Origin of the sequence: Paenibacillus kribbensis (genome assembly GCF_002240415.1) — a bacterium.
Taxonomy (GTDB): Bacteria; Bacillota; Bacilli; order Paenibacillales; family Paenibacillaceae; genus Paenibacillus; species Paenibacillus kribbensis.
This window is the reverse complement of sequence record NZ_CP020028.1, coordinates 3,381,481-3,398,030: the sequence shown is the minus strand read 5'-3', so window position 1 is coordinate 3,398,030 and position 16,550 is coordinate 3,381,481. Positions and strand designations below refer to the sequence as shown.

Here is a 16,550-nt window from a genome sequence, read left to right as displayed (position 1 = left end):
GGCACACTTTACCTCTTTACAGGAGAATGATTCACAACGGTCTATGCTAACAAAGGCTGGACGAAATTGACGCCACAAAAGGAGTTTTGGACTTGAACAAAACAGGTTTCGAGCGTGGCACGCGCAGGCAATTAAGAATTCATGTGCTGCCGACCAAACGCTTTAAGACGTTTGCCATATCATTGTATGTAGGTACTCCACTACGAGAGGAAACCGTAACCCGAGTGGGACTGACACCATTCGTACTGCGGCGGGGAACAGAATCATATCCGCAGACTACACAATTCAGAGAACAATTGGAGCAATTGTATGGGGCGGGCTTTGGATTCGATGTTTATAAGCGCGGAGATTATCAGATCGTGCAATTTCGCATGGATACGATCAATGACAGCTTTGTAAACAGCTCGGACAGCTTGCTGGATCGTTCGTTTGCTTTTCTCGGAGAAGTGTTAACAAAACCAGCTCTGGAAAAAGGTGCTTTTCAAACTGGATATGTTCAGCAGGAACGAGAAAATGTTCGCAAGAAGCTGGAATCTATAGTTAACGATAAAATGCGTTATGCCGCAGAGCGCTGCATGGAGGAAATGTGTAAAGATGAGCCTTATCGTCTGCATCCCCTCGGCCAACGCTCCGATTTGGAAAGCATAGATGCACAGGGATTATATCAGGCTTATGGACAATGGCTAAATCATGCCAGCATGGATTTATACGTTGTCGGGGATACAACGCTGGATGAAGTTGAGAAGTATGTTGATCGTTATTTTCAGTTAAACCGTTCAGCGGAAACAGAGTATGTTCCCGAACAGCCCAAGTCGGTGGAGCGTGATGTTCAAACGATAGTAGAGCGTCTTGATGTGAATCAGGGTAAGCTGAATATGGGCCTGCGTACTCCCATTACGTATGGCGATGATCGTTATGCTTCTGCGCTGATGTACAATGGAATTTTGGGCGGATATCCGCATTCCAAGCTGTTCGTCAATGTGCGTGAGAAGGAAAGCCTGGCCTATTACGCCTCATCGCGGTATGACGGTCATAAGGGCATTGGCACGATTCAATCCGGTATTGAAATTCCCAATTACGAAAAAGCGGTCACTATTATTCGCAAGCAATTGGAAGATACGCAAAATGGAGCGATTACCGAGCTGGAAATGACCCAAACGCAGGCGATGATTCGCAACTTGCTAAAGGAAATGCAGGATTCCGCTTTTGAAATGATTGCCTACGATTTTAACAGACAGCTTTCCGGCAAAGAGCGGACGGTAGATGAGCTGCTGAGCCAGGTGGAGGCTGTCAAGGTGCAGGATGTTCAGGATGCCGCCCGGACGTTCCGACTGGACACTATTTATTTCTTGAGAGACCAGAAGGGGGAATAGCGGGTGGAGCGCATCGTTTATGAGCATCTGCAGGAAACGTTGTACTATGAAGTGATGGATAACGGCTTGCACGTCTATGTGTTGCCCAAACCGGGTTTTCAGAAGACATACGCCACATTTGCAACAAAATATGGCTCAGTCGATAATCATTTCCGTGTGGAAGGTCAACAACCGATCAAGGTACCGGATGGGATCGCCCATTTTTTGGAGCATAAAATGTTTGAAGAGCCTGAGGGGGATATCTTTGCTACCTTTTCTTCGAATGGGGCATCTGCAAACGCATTTACGAGCTTTGATCAGACCGTATATCTGTTTTCTGCAACCGAACGCATTCAGGAAAACTTGACTACCCTTGTGAATTTTGTGCAGCATCCTTACTTTACGGATGAAAATGTAGAGAAGGAAAAAGGCATTATCGGCCAGGAAATCAATATGTATGGGGATAACCCGGACTGGCGGAGCTACTTTGGTCTGATTGAAGCGCTATACAAAGTCCATCCGGTGCACATTGACATTGCAGGTACGGTCGAATCCATCAGCACGATTACAAAGGAAACGCTGTATAGCTGCTATGAAGCTTTTTATCACCCGAGCAACATGATTCTTTTTGTGGTCGGCGGGGTGGACCCGACTGAAGTAATAGAACTGGTGCGTAATAATCAGGCGAAAAAGGACTATAAGCCGCAGGGAGAGATCGAGCGGATTTTTGATGAGGAGCCTGCCACGGTTGCAGAACCGCGCCGTGAGGTGAAGCTGGCGGTCTCTCTGCCGAAGCTGCTGTTCGGATTCAAGGAGGCCAAGGTAGGTCTGACGGGTGATGAATTGCTCCGTCATGATCTGGAAACCAAGCTGATGCTTGATCTTCTTTTTGGCTCCAGCACACAGCTGTATCAAAAGCTTTACGATGAGGATTTGATTTCGGACAGCTTTGGTCATGAGTATAACTCTACGCCACAGTATGCCTTCTCTGCCATCGGTGGGGATACCAAAGACCCGGATCGATTGCTGGCGCGAATACGTGAAGAGGTAGAGTCTGTTCAGAAGCAGGGCTTTGCGGCAGAGCATTTTGAAAGAGCCCGTAAAAAGAAAATCGGCGGTTACTTGCGTACTCTCAACTCACCCGAAAATATTGCGCACGAATTTACAAGGCATCGCTTTCGGGGCAGTGATTTCTTCCAACTGTTGCCGATCTATGAAAGCATTACACTAGAGGATGTAAATCGGCGTCTGAAAGATCATATCCAGTGGGATCAATTAGCAATATCTTTGGTGGTGAGTCCATAATGTCCAGGGAGAGGGAACCGATAACCACCAAAAACGGTGCATTAAAAGCCATTGGCGATACGACCGTACTGATTACAGGAGCGAGTGGGGGGATTGGGGCGGCGATTGCCGAGCGGTTTGCATCTGTAGGGATGAATGTAGTCATCCACTACATGAAGTCCCATGAAAAAGCGAATGAGGTTGCCCGTCGTTGTATGGTTTATTCAGGCAAGGTGATGACCGTGTCTGCGGATCTGCGCAGCAAGGAGCAGATTGAGCGTATGCGGGAAAAGCTTGAAAATCACGGAATGAGGCCGGATATTCTAGTGAATAATGCTGGATTATCTCATTATGGACTGCTATCGGATGTATCGGAAGAGGAATGGGACGAAGTGATGGCCGTCAACGTTAAGGGAACCTTTTTGTGCTCGCAGGCTTTTATGCCCCATATGATTTCTCAACGCTATGGCCGCATTGTAAATGTGTCATCCGTGTGGGGGATATGTGGTGCTTCATGCGAGGTGCTGTACTCCACCACCAAAGGAGGCATTAACGCTTTCACGAAAGCGCTGGCTCAAGAGGTTGCACCTTCCGGTGTGACGGTAAATGCTGTAGCTCCGGGCGCGGTGGATACATCGATGCTGGATCATTTGGATGAGGGGGAAATTACCAGTTTGGAAGAAGCGATTCCTGCCGGGCGATTGGCTCGGCCTGATGAAATTTCGTCCCTGGTATATTTTCTCGCACTTCCTGAGTCAGGCTATATTAACGGTCAGGTCATAAGTCCTAATGGGGGATGGGTAACTTAAGGGGAAACTATGCTTGGGGGAATCCACCAGTATAGTAAGCGTCTGAGAAGAGAATATTACAACTGTTGATTTTAAATCTGAATCATCTAAGGAGGATTTAAGCATGTCAACAGTCGTTAAGGATTTTGATGTTTGGAAAAAGTTCCTCGGTCAGCGTGTAGAGCAAGCGGAGAAGCTGGGCATTAGTCAGGACACCATTTCAGAGCTTGCTTATGAAATCGGTGATTTTCTGGATGAAAAGGTCGACCCAGCCAACCATTCCAACCGTGCACTGAAGGAACTGTGGGGAGTTGCCGATGAAAGTGAGCGTCACACCATCGCCCGGCTAATGGTCAAATTAGCCAAAAGCAGCACATAAGCAGGAATTCACATGAAAAGCTCCCTTTTGGGGGGCTTTTCTGTAATGGTTACAGACCTGTTCTTGTAATTCCATTGTAATTTATATATCATAAACGTGATTGAATCATTATTGAAGCGTACAACTCAATAACGACCTTTCAGGTCTCAATAATTGGTTTTGTCGAATGATGGTATTTTATGATACAATAATGCTTTGATTTGGAATTTTTGGCGGTTTGAATGTGAATGAGGTGCTAATGTGACGGAGGAAATGAAACAGTGGTACATGGAGTACAAGATACATAAAAATCGGCCCGGACTGTTGGGGGACATTGCTTCCATGCTTGGTGTTCTGGGGGTTAATATATTAACGATCAATGGTGTTGAAGGCGAAAGACGGGGAATGTTGCTGGAAACGGATGACGATGAGAAAATACGCATTCTCGGAGATACGTTGAAAAAGGCCAGCAACATTACTGTCACGGCCTTGCGTGCTCCGAGACTGGTCGATATATTGGCAGTAAGACATGGTCGTTACATTGACCGGGATTCGGACGATCGTAAAACATTTCGCTTTACTCGCGATGAGCTTGGGTTGCTGGTCGATTTTTTGGGTGAAGTATTAAAGAGGGACGGCAATCAGGTCATTGGCCTTCGCGGAATGCCACGTGTAGGTAAAACGGAATCTATTATTGCCAGTAGCGTATGCGCCATGAAGCGCTGGACTTTTGTATCCTCGACGCTTCTGCGTCAGACGGTGCGCAGTCAGCTTTCCGAGGAGGAAATGAACCCGAACAACGTGTTTATTATTGACGGGATTGTGAGTACAATTCGATCCAATGAAAGACACTATCACTTGCTTCAGGAAATTATGAGCATGCCAAGCACCAAAGTGATTGAGCATCCTGACGTATTTGTGCGTGAATCGGGATACAGCTTTGACGATTTTAATATTATTATTGAACTTCGCAATAATCCGGCTGAGGAAATTATCTATGATACCTTTACAGCCAGTTATACAGAAGAGCTTTAAATAAGCGTAATTATACAAGGAGATGATGACATGTCAGAACTGGGTCAGCAATTAAAGGAGGCCCGGCTGCAAAAAGGATTGAGCCTTGACGATGTTCAGGAAATGACGAAGATACGCAAACGTTATCTGGAAGCCATTGAGACGGGCGATTACAAAGTGCTGCCGGGAAGCTTTTATGTCAGAGCTTTTATTAAAACATACGCCGAAACGGTCGGTTTAAATCCCGATGAGATTTTGGAAGGACATCAAAGCAATGTACCTGAACCTGAACCGGAAGCGGTCATGGAGCCTGTCACACAGAAACGCTCTAGCCGTCCCGCTACAATTGGGAGTCTCAAATGGTTGCCTACTGCGTTAATGTGGCTTTTTCTAGTTCTCATTGTTGGGGTTATTTATGCTTATTGGGTGAGCAACAATCATTCAGCTCCAAAAACAGCAGAAAACACAACACCGGTCACAACACCAAGCTCGTCTGCTCCTGATACTACCAAGGGTGGAACTACGCCGCAACCACAGGACACAACACCAGCCCAACCGGATAATAACAGCCAAACGACGACTCCTAACGGTGGTGGAGGGCAAACCACTGATACAGGACAAACGGGACAGACTCAGCCAGGTGGTACGGGAACTGTTACTCCTGATGGAACTTCACCTGACAATAGCCAGCAGCCGAATACAACTGCGCCACAACAAGGTGTAACTGTGGCACAGGACGGCAAGCAAGGCAAAACAACGATTTTCAAAGTCTCCAGTGCGACTGGGGCCACGGTCAAGGTTGATATTAAAGCAACGGGTGAAAGCTGGCTTGAGGTATACAAGGGACAAAACTCCCGTGGTGAAAAGCTGAGCTATGGTATGACTAAAAGCGGGGATGCCATGTCCTTTGATATTGGTCCGGAAGGCTTATATATCAAATCAGGACGATCTTCTGCCACAGACATTTCTGTAGCTGGCCAGCCGATAACCGATAACAAATCGACTACTCGTGTACTGATACAGCAAGGAGAACCTTCTTCTACCGGAACAAGTGCCGGGGTGACGGGTTCACCTACAGATTCGACGACAGGCAGTAATACGGATTCTGCGCAAAGCGGTGCAGACTCTACAACTACGAACGGCGAATAAACATCTTCGTGCGAGTAAATACTAATGACTGTAATTCTTGGGATGCCAGTCATTTTATTTCCGCAAAGTGAGGTGTACACGTTATGACCGTTAGCTGGATCGTGACAGGGCTCGGAATCATTGTCAGTTTGCTTGGCTATTATCTGACACCGAGTGCTTGGGGCTATGGCATACTGGGCTTTGGTCTTGCTCACATTTTGCTTGGAGTTTTGGATATGTTTCGAACTCCAACCCGTATCTACAATTAGACATGTTGAATCGTAGAATTGAAATAAGGCGTTTTTGTCAGGGAAACTGGCAGGAACGCCTTTTTAATGAACGGATTATTGGATTTTTGTAAATGACTAGCCTATAATTAGATATTGAACTTTGTTGTGGAAAGGGAAGTGAAACGATGGCTTCAGAAAATTCATTTGATATCGTCTCCAAAATGGATATGCAGGAGTTAACGAATGCAGTTCATCAGACGGAGCGTGAAATTGAAACACGGTTTGATTTTAAGGGGAGTAAAAGCAGCCTAAAGCTTGAGAAAGAAGCTCTTACGATTGCATCAGAAGACGAATACAAGCTGAATGCGGTGATTGATATTTTACAATCCAAAATGGTCAAGCGAGGATTGTCTCTTAAAAATGTGGAGTTTGGCAAGCTGGAACCAGCTTCTTTAGGTTCAGTACGCCAGCGCCTTACGCTCAAGCAGGGGATTGATCAGGATAATGCCAAAAAAATCAACATTCTTATTCGGGACTCCAAGCTAAAAGTGAAAAGCCAGATTCAAGGTGATCAAATTCGCGTAACCGGAAAAAGCAGGGATGATTTACAGGCGATCATTCAATTGCTGCGTAAAGCTGATTTGCCATTGGAGCTCCAATTTACGAATATGAAATAAAGCCGTTTTCCCTCATGCTTTGTGTAGGATAAAACGTTGCTTGATGTGGGCAGGCTATTTTGACATGCGTTTTGCACCATATTATACTTGTAACGAAAATGCAGACAATGCAGGTGTATAGCGCTTGTCGGAAGCGATTTACATCGGATTGAATTCAATCCGAAAACTGCCATTTGTAATCAAGTACGATAATCAGGGGAGAGTGTGTTGTGAATTTACCCAACAGAATTACAATTACGCGGATTTGCCTAATTCCGGTGATGATGCTGGCTTTGCTGGTGGACTTTGATTTTTATCCGCCGCCGATTGAGATCGGAGCTTTCAAGTTGCCGTACAATCAGCTGATTGCGGCTATTATTTTCCTCATAGCAGCCAGCACAGATGGTCTTGACGGATATTTGGCCCGCAAAAATAACATGGTCACCAATTTGGGCAAGCTGTTGGACCCCCTTGCTGATAAGCTTTTGGTAACCGCTATTTTGGTTTCTTTGGTGGAAATGGGCAAGATTGATTCGTGGATTGTCGTTGTGATTGTTAGCCGTGAGTTCGCGGTTACGGGTCTGCGCCAGATTGCCTTGCTGGACGGTTCAGTGGTCGCTGCAAGCAATTGGGGCAAATTAAAGACGATCATTCAGATTGTTGCTATTGTAGCGCTGCTCATTAATAATTTCCCATTTGTTTTTCTGGGTATTCCATTCGATTTAATAGCGATGTGGGCGGCTGCGCTGGTTACTATTTATTCGGGTATAGATTACTTTGTGAAGAATATTCATTTGCTGAGTTCCTCCAAAGTTTAACAGGATAAATTTTAATGGAAACAGCAATAGGGACAATACTTATTGCTGTTTCTTTACATAATTCCCACAACATTTGCAGTACAGGAGGAAAAGACAATGAAGGCTGAAATCATCGCAGTAGGAACAGAATTATTGCTTGGACAAATCGTGAATACAAATGCTCAATATTTGTCACAAGAGTTGGCCGCAATCGGAATTGATGTATATTTTCAGACCGTAGTTGGCGATAACATGGATCGGCTTCAGGAAGCGGTACGACTGGCTCAGAAGCGTGCAGATATTATTTTGTTTTCCGGTGGTCTAGGACCAACTCAGGATGATTTGACGAAAGATGCGATAGCTGCTGTACTGGGGCGGAAATTGCATATAGATCGTCTTGCCATGGACAAGCTCGAACAGTTTTTCCGCAACCGTGGGGTAGTAATGACCGAGAATAACCGCCGTCAGGCGCTGTCTATTGAAGGGGCTACCCCGCTTGAAAACGAGACCGGATTGGCTATAGGGGACGCCATTGCACAGGATGGTAAATTTTATGTGGTTTTACCTGGTCCTCCTAAGGAACTTAAACCGATGTTTGAAAATCAAGCGAAGCCTTGGCTGCTTCAGCAGGCATTGAGCGGTAAGGAAATGCCGATTTATTCGAAAATGCTAAAATTTGCAGGGATTGGTGAGTCCGCACTGGAAACCCGGCTTCTAGATCTGATTCAGTCTCAGACGGACCCGACTATTGCTCCTTATGCCAAGGAAGGGGAAGTCACGATCCGCATATCCACCAAGGCTGCGAGTGAAAGTGAAGCGTTAATCAAGCTGACGGCTACCGAAGCAGAAATTCAACAACGTCTTTCCGAACATATGTATGCAAGCGAGGATGTTACGCTGGAGAAGGTCATCGTGGATCTAATGTCCAAGCGGGGGCTAACGGTTAGTGCTGCGGAAAGCTGCACAGGCGGGATGCTGATGGAACACATTACTGCCGTACCGGGGAGTTCTGTTATGTTTCAAGGTGGCATTGTGTGTTATTCCAATGAAATGAAGATGAAGCTGCTCAACGTTCCTTATGATTATTTGGAAGGGGATCATGCGCCCGGCGCAGTGAGTAAGGAAGTGGCCCTTGTGCTTGCAGAGCAGGCAAGAATAGTCATGGACAGCGATTTCGGACTTTCAGTTACAGGTGTGGCCGGACCTGGATTTTCCGAACGCAAGCCTGTAGGCCTGGTATACATCGGTATCGCTGAACGCGACAAGGAAACGGAAGTATATGAGCTGAATCTGAGTGGAAACCGTGAAGCAATCCGCCTGCGATCTGTCAAAGCAATCCTATACAGATTGTGGCGCAGATTGATGGAGAACGAGAAGCTCTCTTCATGATGTAGAGGGTGCGAATCATAAAGTTGTTTTTGATAGACTATTCATGATATAATGATCCTATCGGAAGAACCGTTGCAGAGCCTTTTGCCTACGGTTCTTTTTTTATTTTAAGAGACAGATGCAATTATAGTAGAGAACCGACTGAGCAAAAAAAACGAATGTATGTTCGAAAAAATGCTTGGCAAGCGTGTCAAAACAAGGTATTATTAAAGTACAAACAATGAAGGATGTGAGTTTATTGTCAGATCGTCGTGCTGCGCTGGATATGGCGCTCCGTCAAATAGAAAAGCAATTCGGTAAAGGTTCCATTATGAAGTTGGGTGAGTCCACTCACATGCAGGTGGAAACGATTCCCAGTGGTTCGATTGCTTTGGATATTGCGTTAGGAACGGGTGGCTTTCCAAGAGGCCGGATTATTGAAGTATATGGACCGGAATCATCCGGTAAAACGACAGTAGCTCTTCATGCTATCGCAGAGGTGCAAAAAACAGGCGGACAAGCCGCCTTTATCGATGCCGAGCATGCGCTTGATCCGTCGTATGCGAGCAAGCTGGGCGTCAATATTGATGAGTTGTTACTATCGCAGCCAGATACAGGAGAGCAGGCACTTGAGATTGCCGAGGCTCTTGTGCGTAGTGGAGCAGTAGACATTATTGTCATTGACTCTGTAGCGGCACTTGTACCGAAGGCAGAAATTGAAGGTGAAATGGGGGATTCCCACGTTGGTCTTCAAGCGCGCTTGATGTCGCAGGCATTGCGCAAGCTGTCTGGAGCCATTAATAAATCGAAAACCATTGCTATCTTTATTAACCAGTTGCGTGAAAAAGTAGGTGTTATGTTCGGCAACCCTGAAACTACACCAGGTGGACGTGCATTGAAGTTTTACTCAACGGTACGCCTGGATGTTCGCCGTGTTGAAAGCTTGAAAATGGGGAACGACATCGTGGGTAACCGCACACGTATTAAAGTCGTGAAAAATAAAGTGGCTCCTCCTTTCCGTCAGGCCGAAGTGGACATTATGTACGGTGAGGGCATTTCCAAAGAAGGTAGCTTGATCGACATCGGTACGGAGCATGATATTGTCGACAAGAGCGGAGCCTGGTATTCTTACGAAGGTGAGCGCCTTGGTCAGGGACGCGAGAATGCGAAGCAATTTTTGAAGGAAAATCCGAACATTGCTAGTACAATCGAGCAAAAAATTCGGTTGGCCAGTAATTTAATTACGACAGTTGCGCCACCGACAGAAGAAGAGTTGGCACAGGAAGCCAAGGAAGAACAGGAATTGCTAGAGCTTGAATAAGCTTGGCTGAATCTTGGTTTCTGTTCTGTCATGTGAACTGTGGCCTGAGGATTATGGCACAGTCCGTTTGAATAGCATAATTCTGATGCCCTGCACAGTTAGTTGTGCAGGGCATTTTTGCATCGAACACGGTCTGTTCTGTCAGCAGGAATCTAACTATTGCGTGGCAGGCGCTCTCAGCCTGCTTTCGTGAATTTCAAAGTGAGGGAAGCACATTGCATTTGCACAATGAGGATGAAAATATCCCGAACGAAAATGAGCAGCAAGGGATTTCTCATTTTCCGGATAACGAAGAATTGATGATTACCAGGGTGGAGCAGGGACAGGGACGCAAACGTGGAAGATACATCATTCATTTCGGACCGTATTCACTGTCCGTGTTGGAAGATGTAATGATCAAATACAATATGCTTAAAGGAACGTTGTTCGACAAAAAAGAACTGGAAGATATCGTTCTGGCAGATGAAAAGCAGCAGGGTTACGTGTATGCGCTCTACTATTTGGGGCGAAAGCCGCGTACACGTCAGGAAATTGCGCAGCGATTGGTGCAAAAGGAACTGGGTCAGGCTGTTATAGATGAAGTGTTGATGCGACTGGAAAGGGAACGACTCGTGGATGATGATTTGTACGCCCGCCAGTGGGCAAGGCAGCGTATAACGAGCCAACGTAAGGGGAAGATGTGGGTTAGGCAGGAACTTCGTCAAAAGGGCATTTCTAAAGCCTCTATCGGGGAGGCTTTAGAAGAGATCACTGATAACGAGGAATGGGAAAGTGCTTTGGTAATCGGGCGTAAGAAGTGGGAACAGGTACGCGGTGACGTGATGGAGAAAAAACGGAAAACGTATCCTTTTCTCATGAGACGCGGATACTCGGGTGACATGACACGCCGAGTAGTCAATCATCTCACTGCGGCTGAGCAAAACGGAGCTTATGATGATGAGGAATTATCGCAGTGGGATGAATAGTTGTTAAATGTCGGTCATTTATTGGCTGGTGATCTGATCGGGCAGGGCGAACAGGTTATTACATGGAAACTGCACGATAGCCTACTAAAGTTTGCATTCCCTTGACAATGCCATTTGTCAAATAATAAAATATATATGAAACGATACTTGTGGAATGCCCTTTTTCCTTCCAAAAAAGCGGAATCCACGGTAAGTTCTCATCGCCAAATAACAAGTGATGCCGCTATGCCAGGCGGAATTGTACATGTGAGAGCATGTGCATATGAAATGAAACGACCTCGTGTCGTTATCTTAGTTTGACGATTAAAGTAAATATGACAACTGCAAAAAGTCCCAAGGAATGCCTTGGAGGAACCAACGGGGAGGTGAACAGTATGATGACTGCGATCTGGTTCGTTCTCGTTGCTGTAGCCGCGTTATTCTTTGGGTTCTGGATTGGTTATTTTATTCGCAAATCTATTGCAGAAGCTAAAATCTCCAGTGCGGAAGAAGCTGCCGCGCAAATCGTGGAGAACGCGAAAAAAGAGGCGGAAGCACTGAAGAAGGAAACGGTATTGGAAGCGAAAGATGAAATCCACCGCATCCGTGCCGAAGCTGAAAAAGAAACTCGTGAACGTCGCAATGAAATTCAACGACAGGAACGAAGATTGCTGCAAAAAGAAGAATCGCTGGATAAAAAATTGGAATCGCTGGAACGTAAAGAAGAACAAGTGGCCAACAAAGAGAAACGAATCGATGAAACCCAGCAGCAAATTGATTTGATTTACAAGAGTCAGGTAACTGAGCTGGAGCGTATTTCCAATCTGACGATGGAGGATGCAAGAAGTATTATTCTGACCAACGTAGAGCAGGAAGTTCGTCATGAAACAGCTCAGATGATTAAGGAAATTGAACAGCAGGCTAAAGAAGAGGCGGACAAAAAGTCTCGTGAAATCATCACACTGGCCATCCAACGCTGTGCGGCAGACCATGTAGCAGAAACGACGGTTTCTGTTGTCACGTTGCCAAACGAAGAAATGAAGGGCCGGATTATCGGGCGCGAAGGCCGTAATATCCGTGCACTTGAAACCCTTACGGGAATTGACCTCATTATTGATGATACGCCGGAAGCTGTTATTTTGTCCGGATTTGATCCGATTCGTAGAGAGATTGCGCGTACTGCGCTTGAGAAGCTCGTAGCGGACGGACGGATACATCCGGCACGTATTGAAGAGATGGTTGAAAAATCCCGTAAAGAAGTGGACGAACGAATCCGCGAGTATGGCGAACAGGCTACCTTCGAGGTGGGTGTGCATAGCCTGCATCCGGACTTAATCAAAATTTTGGGACGTCTCAAGTTCCGTACGAGCTACGGACAGAACGTGTTGAAGCACTCGATGGAAGTTGCATACTTGACAGGTCTGATGGCCGGGGAACTGGGCGAGGACGTTGTACTGGCAAGACGGGCAGGATTGCTGCATGACATCGGGAAGGCGCTGGATCACGAAGTGGAAGGATCACACGTTGAAATTGGCGTGGAACTAGCGAAGAAGTACAAGGAACACCCGGTCGTCATCAACAGCATTGCTTCACATCACGGCGACTGCGAAGCGACTTCAGTGATCGCCATGCTGGTCGGGGCGGCAGATGCTCTGTCAGCAGCAAGACCGGGAGCGCGGCGTGAAACGCTAGAGACGTACATCCGTCGTCTTGAGAAGCTGGAACGTATCTCCGAGTCTTTTGAAGGCGTTGAAAAATCATACGCGATTCAAGCCGGACGCGAAGTTCGTGTTATGGTACAGCCAGAGAAAATTGATGATGCGGAAGCATTCCGACTGGCCCGCGATATAACGAAAACGATTGAAAATGAACTGGACTATCCTGGTCATATCAAGGTTACCGTCATTCGCGAGACGCGCGCGGTAGAATACGCAAAATAAAAGCATTTCAATGAAAAGTGGCCGCTGCTTGTAGGGCCACTTTTCATTATGTAGGGCAGACTAGGGAGGGCTTTCTATCAACGTATTATTTATTGGAGACATCGTCGGCAGTGTAGGCAGAAAGGCATTGAGGGAAAATCTTCCTTCATTAAAGTCAAAATACAATCCGCATGTTATTATTGTCAATGGAGAAAATGCGGCTTCGGGAAGAGGAATTACCCCAGCCATCGCCAGGGAGTTTTTTGATTGGGGCGTTCATGGGATTACGATGGGAAATCATACATGGGACAATAAAGAAATATTTGATTTTATAGATGATGAGCCGCGTATTATACGCCCGGCCAACTTTCCACCGGGAACACCGGGACGGGGTTACACTGTTGTAAAGGGTGGGGGAAAAGAGCTGGCAATCGTTAATTTGCAGGGCAGAACCTTTTTGCCAGCTATTGATTGCCCATTTCGTGCAGCCGATGAAATTGTAGATGAGCTGCGCAAAAAACACAAGCATATTCTGGTCGATTTTCATGCTGAAGCTACCTCGGAAAAGATCGCCATGGGCTGGCATCTGGATGGACGTGCTTCTATTGTGGTAGGCACACACACACATGTACAGAGTAATGATGATACCATTTTGCCGCAAGGAACTGCGTATCAGACAGATGCGGGAATGGTGGGTCCCTATGAGGGAGTGCTTGGTATGCAAAAAGAGGCTGTGCTGCAGAAATTCAAGACGCAGCTTCCGGTACGTTTTCAAGTGGACATGGGCAAATGGCACTTTCATGCCATCAGCGTAGAGTTGGATGATGACAATGGAAAAGCCCGCAAAATTCAGAAAATCAGACTTAAAGAAGATGAATGGCGGATGGATTAACCTTTTTACAAACTACTTAAGGAAACAATATGGAAAACTGTCACCAAAAAGCAGGAATTTTTTGCTGACCCTCGAATAACATCTAATAGTGGAATCAAACCATCATCATTCCCAGGGGAGGTACTTACTATGGATGTATTAAAAGTATCAGCAAAATCCAATCCCAATTCAGTTGCAGGCGCGCTTGCAGGTGTACTGCGTGAACGCGGAAATGCAGAATTGCAGGCGATTGGAGCCGGTGCACTAAACCAAGCCATTAAAGCGGTAGCCATTGCCCGGGGATTTGTCGCACCAAGCGGAGTGGATTTGATTTGTATTCCTGCTTTTACAGACATTGTTATTGATGGAGAAGATCGGACTGCAATTAAATTGATAGTAGAGCCAAGATAATAAATGATATTTGTCTGAGCCTGTTTACGCTGGTAAACGGGCTTTTTTGCTTTGTGGCTCGTTACGATATGATTTTTAAAATACATTTCGTGCTTCAAGCTATGAAGGAGGTAAAGTGTATGAACGGTAAGTTAAATGCAAAACGGCCAGTTGTTGACTTTCATTGTGATGTGCTGTGTAAAATGCAGCTTGATTCAAAGGTAGATTTCAGTCATCCATCGCTTGATGTTACAAAGGAGCGCTTGCTGGCAGGTCATGTGCGGCTGCAAACGTTTGCTATATATATTTCACAGGTATTGGGCACGCCAAGATTTGAGCATATCGTTCGTCAAATTGAGCTGTTCAGGCAGCATGTGGTATCTTCCTCAGGTGGGCTGAGACCCTTGCTATGGCGGGAAGACTTGGCAGAACAAGACGAACAGGCAGAAAAGCCGAAGCATTTGGATGGTAATAGGGCGGATCAAACCGACTCGCCTTGGGCTCTTCTCTCACTGGAGGGAGCAGACGCGCTAGAAGGGAATCCGTTGTATGCGGAACTGTGCTATGCCATAGGAATACGGCTCATTGGATTGACGTGGAATCATGCAAATTGGGCGGCTGATGGCATTATGGAGCCAAGGGGGGGCGGCCTGACACGTAAAGGGCGTGAACTGGTTAAGCGCTCCAATGAGCTGGGGCTGCTGCTGGATGTATCGCATTTGTCCGTACAAGGATTCTGGGAGGTACTGGAGGAGGCAACTTTACCGCCAATCGCTTCGCATTCGAACGCTTTTGCCGTTTGTTCTCATCCACGCAATTTGCGGGATGATCAGATTCGGGCGTTGATCGCATGTGACGGACGAATCGGTTTGACTTTTGTCACGATGTTTATCAAGGAGCAGGGTACAGTAACTGCTGAGGATCTGCTACCGCATATTGAGCATATTTGTGCCTTGGGCGGTGCACGGCATATGATGTTTGGCTCTGATTTTGATGGTATCGAGCGTCATGTACAGGGATTGGAGCATCCGGGGAAATATCCCGAGTTTGCAGAATTGCTATTAAAGCATTATCCTGAGGAGCTGGTCACGGGCTGGTTGGGAGGCCATGCGCTTCATTATTTGCAAACCAATCTGCCCTCTAAAAGGTCTTTTTGAATGCTCTTATTGTCAAAAAAGGGAACTTTGTGTCCTTTCCTTTTCTTTCTTGACGAAATAAGAGTATAATAGCAGAGGTGTGTAAAGTATTGTATAGAGAAAAAGGAGTGACCTTACGATGAGTAAAATCGTACCTGTCGGCGTTTCCGCACGTCATATTCACCTGACTCAAGAGCATATTGAAATTTTGTTTGGAGCAGGCTATCAATTGACTGAATTTAAACCTTTGTCCCAACCAGGACAATTTGCCGCAAATGAAACCGTAGCTGTAATTGGTTCTAAGGGCCAATTTGATAAGGTTCGCATTTTGGGACCGGCTCGCCCAGCTTCCCAGCTCGAAATCTCCCGTACAGATTCCTTTGCTATTGGTGTTAAAGCGCCTGTACGTGAATCTGGCAGCATTGATGGTACACCAGGAATCACGGTAAAAGGACCAGCCGGAGAAGTGGAACTGCAAGAGGGTGTTATTGTAGCAGCCCGTCATATTCATTTTCATACATCAGATGCAGCTAAATGGGACATTAAAGACAAGCAGCTGCTAAAAGTACGTGTCGGTGGCGAACGTGGCCTTGTGTTTGAAAATGTGATTGCACGTGTATCTGATTCCTTTGCTTTGGATATGCACATTGATACGGATGAAGCGAACGGAGCCGGTGTGAAAAACGGCGACAGCGCTGAAATTGTAGACTAATATACGTATTGTATTGATGCCGGAAGGCTTTAGAAGCTCGATTCTTGCAAAGGAATCGGGCTTTTTTACATATATAGAAAATTCACAAATCTTCACATATACATATAAAGATCATTCGTTCAGATTGGCGGCATTTGCCGTCTGTGGCTGCTCTATGGCTATGGCCTATAAATCATGCTATAATTTAGTGTAATGCCTTTTTCAAAGGATATTAATGGGCTTAAAAGGATATATACATGTATGGGAATTTAGTAAAAGCGCAAATGGCGTGAAATAGATGGT

At 46.0% G+C, this 16,550-nt stretch carries 17 protein-coding genes; all 17 read left to right on the top strand.

Features of this window, described 5'->3' with window-relative positions; translation table 11 throughout:
- Positions 1-92: 92 nt before the first annotated feature.
- The 17 genes from yfmF to pduL all read left to right on the top strand — a co-directional run bounded on the left by yfmF (position 93) and on the right by pduL (position 16,268).
- Positions 93-1,373 (top strand): EF-P 5-aminopentanol modification-associated protein YfmF, encoded by a 1,281-nt coding sequence (yfmF, locus tag B4V02_RS15000; protein ID WP_094155429.1) that lies wholly within the window; start codon positions 93-95, stop codon positions 1,371-1,373.
- A 3-nt stretch (positions 1,374-1,376) separates the two neighbouring features.
- Entirely contained in the window at positions 1,377-2,657 is a 1,281-nt protein-coding gene (gene yfmH, locus B4V02_RS14995) for an EF-P 5-aminopentanol modification-associated protein YfmH (protein WP_094155428.1), read from the top strand.
- Positions 2,657-3,445, top strand: coding sequence for an elongation factor P 5-aminopentanone reductase (gene ymfI, locus B4V02_RS14990; protein ID WP_007430091.1), 789 nt, complete (start codon positions 2,657-2,659; stop codon positions 3,443-3,445). The genes yfmH and ymfI overlap by 1 nt, the downstream gene beginning before the upstream one ends.
- 103 nt (positions 3,446-3,548) lie before the next feature.
- Positions 3,549-3,803, top strand: a complete 255-nt coding sequence (locus B4V02_RS14985) for a DUF3243 domain-containing protein (protein WP_007430092.1) — start codon at positions 3,549-3,551, stop codon at positions 3,801-3,803.
- A 240-nt stretch (positions 3,804-4,043) separates the two neighbouring features.
- Complete coding sequence (locus tag B4V02_RS14980) at positions 4,044-4,817, top strand: DUF3388 domain-containing protein (protein ID WP_007430093.1); 774 nt, start codon at positions 4,044-4,046, stop codon at positions 4,815-4,817.
- Positions 4,818-4,847: 30 nt separating this feature from the next.
- The gene (locus tag B4V02_RS14975; RefSeq protein ID WP_094155427.1) at positions 4,848-5,945 is read left to right on the top strand and encodes a helix-turn-helix domain-containing protein; all 1,098 of its coding nucleotides are present in this window, start codon (positions 4,848-4,850) and stop codon (positions 5,943-5,945) included.
- Positions 5,946-6,028: 83 nt separating this feature from the next.
- The gene (locus B4V02_RS26160) at positions 6,029-6,193 is read left to right on the top strand and encodes a hypothetical protein (RefSeq protein ID WP_007430095.1); all 165 of its coding nucleotides are present in this window, start codon (positions 6,029-6,031) and stop codon (positions 6,191-6,193) included.
- Between the two features lie 146 nt (positions 6,194-6,339).
- Positions 6,340-6,831 (top strand): YajQ family cyclic di-GMP-binding protein, encoded by a 492-nt coding sequence (locus B4V02_RS14970; RefSeq protein ID WP_007430096.1) that lies wholly within the window; start codon positions 6,340-6,342, stop codon positions 6,829-6,831.
- A gap of 209 nt (positions 6,832-7,040) precedes the next feature.
- The gene (gene pgsA, locus B4V02_RS14965) at positions 7,041-7,628 is read left to right on the top strand and encodes a CDP-diacylglycerol--glycerol-3-phosphate 3-phosphatidyltransferase (protein ID WP_025719900.1); all 588 of its coding nucleotides are present in this window, start codon (positions 7,041-7,043) and stop codon (positions 7,626-7,628) included.
- Between the two features lie 96 nt (positions 7,629-7,724).
- Positions 7,725-8,996, top strand: a complete 1,272-nt coding sequence (locus B4V02_RS14960; protein ID WP_094155426.1) for a competence/damage-inducible protein A — start codon at positions 7,725-7,727, stop codon at positions 8,994-8,996.
- A gap of 238 nt (positions 8,997-9,234) precedes the next feature.
- On the top strand, positions 9,235-10,296 hold the full coding sequence (gene recA / locus B4V02_RS14955; protein WP_007430099.1) for a recombinase RecA: 1,062 nt from the start codon (positions 9,235-9,237) through the stop codon (positions 10,294-10,296).
- A gap of 221 nt (positions 10,297-10,517) precedes the next feature.
- Positions 10,518-11,261 (top strand): regulatory protein RecX, encoded by a 744-nt coding sequence (locus tag B4V02_RS14950; protein WP_425270791.1) that lies wholly within the window; start codon positions 10,518-10,520, stop codon positions 11,259-11,261.
- Between the two features lie 374 nt (positions 11,262-11,635).
- Positions 11,636-13,180: a ribonuclease Y gene (gene rny / locus B4V02_RS14945; RefSeq protein WP_007430102.1), complete on the top strand. Its 1,545-nt coding sequence runs from the start codon at positions 11,636-11,638 to the stop codon at positions 13,178-13,180.
- Positions 13,181-13,256: 76 nt separating this feature from the next.
- Positions 13,257-14,051 carry a TIGR00282 family metallophosphoesterase gene (locus B4V02_RS14940; protein WP_094155424.1) on the top strand — a complete coding sequence of 265 codons (795 nt, stop codon included), beginning with the start codon at positions 13,257-13,259 and terminating at the stop codon, positions 14,049-14,051.
- A 129-nt stretch (positions 14,052-14,180) separates the two neighbouring features.
- The gene (locus tag B4V02_RS14935; RefSeq protein WP_007430104.1) at positions 14,181-14,441 is read left to right on the top strand and encodes a stage V sporulation protein S; all 261 of its coding nucleotides are present in this window, start codon (positions 14,181-14,183) and stop codon (positions 14,439-14,441) included.
- A 119-nt stretch (positions 14,442-14,560) separates the two neighbouring features.
- Positions 14,561-15,577 (top strand): dipeptidase, encoded by a 1,017-nt coding sequence (locus B4V02_RS14930; protein ID WP_094155423.1) that lies wholly within the window; start codon positions 14,561-14,563, stop codon positions 15,575-15,577.
- 118 nt (positions 15,578-15,695) lie between these two features.
- Positions 15,696-16,268: a phosphate propanoyltransferase gene (pduL, locus tag B4V02_RS14925; protein ID WP_007430106.1), complete on the top strand. Its 573-nt coding sequence runs from the start codon at positions 15,696-15,698 to the stop codon at positions 16,266-16,268.
- Positions 16,269-16,550: the final 282 nt, after the last annotated feature.

What these genes read in the sequence shown, in the direction of transcription:
- B4V02_RS14975 (WP_094155427.1), top strand. Translation starts at nt 4,848, where the DNA reads ATGTCAGAACTGGGTCAGCAATTAAAGGAGGCCCGGCTGCAAAAAGGA.
- B4V02_RS14930 (WP_094155423.1), top strand. Translation starts at nt 14,561, where the DNA reads ATGAACGGTAAGTTAAATGCAAAACGGCCAGTTGTTGACTTTCATTGT.
- B4V02_RS14935 (WP_007430104.1), top strand. Translation starts at nt 14,181, where the DNA reads ATGGATGTATTAAAAGTATCAGCAAAATCCAATCCCAATTCAGTTGCA.
- pduL (WP_007430106.1), top strand. Translation starts at nt 15,696, where the DNA reads ATGAGTAAAATCGTACCTGTCGGCGTTTCCGCACGTCATATTCACCTG.
- ymfI (WP_007430091.1), top strand. Translation starts at nt 2,657, where the DNA reads ATGTCCAGGGAGAGGGAACCGATAACCACCAAAAACGGTGCATTAAAA.
- rny (WP_007430102.1), top strand. Translation starts at nt 11,636, where the DNA reads ATGATGACTGCGATCTGGTTCGTTCTCGTTGCTGTAGCCGCGTTATTC.
- B4V02_RS14985 (WP_007430092.1), top strand. Translation starts at nt 3,549, where the DNA reads ATGTCAACAGTCGTTAAGGATTTTGATGTTTGGAAAAAGTTCCTCGGT.
- B4V02_RS26160 (WP_007430095.1), top strand. Translation starts at nt 6,029, where the DNA reads ATGACCGTTAGCTGGATCGTGACAGGGCTCGGAATCATTGTCAGTTTG.
- B4V02_RS14960 (WP_094155426.1), top strand. Translation starts at nt 7,725, where the DNA reads ATGAAGGCTGAAATCATCGCAGTAGGAACAGAATTATTGCTTGGACAA.
- B4V02_RS14970 (WP_007430096.1), top strand. Translation starts at nt 6,340, where the DNA reads ATGGCTTCAGAAAATTCATTTGATATCGTCTCCAAAATGGATATGCAG.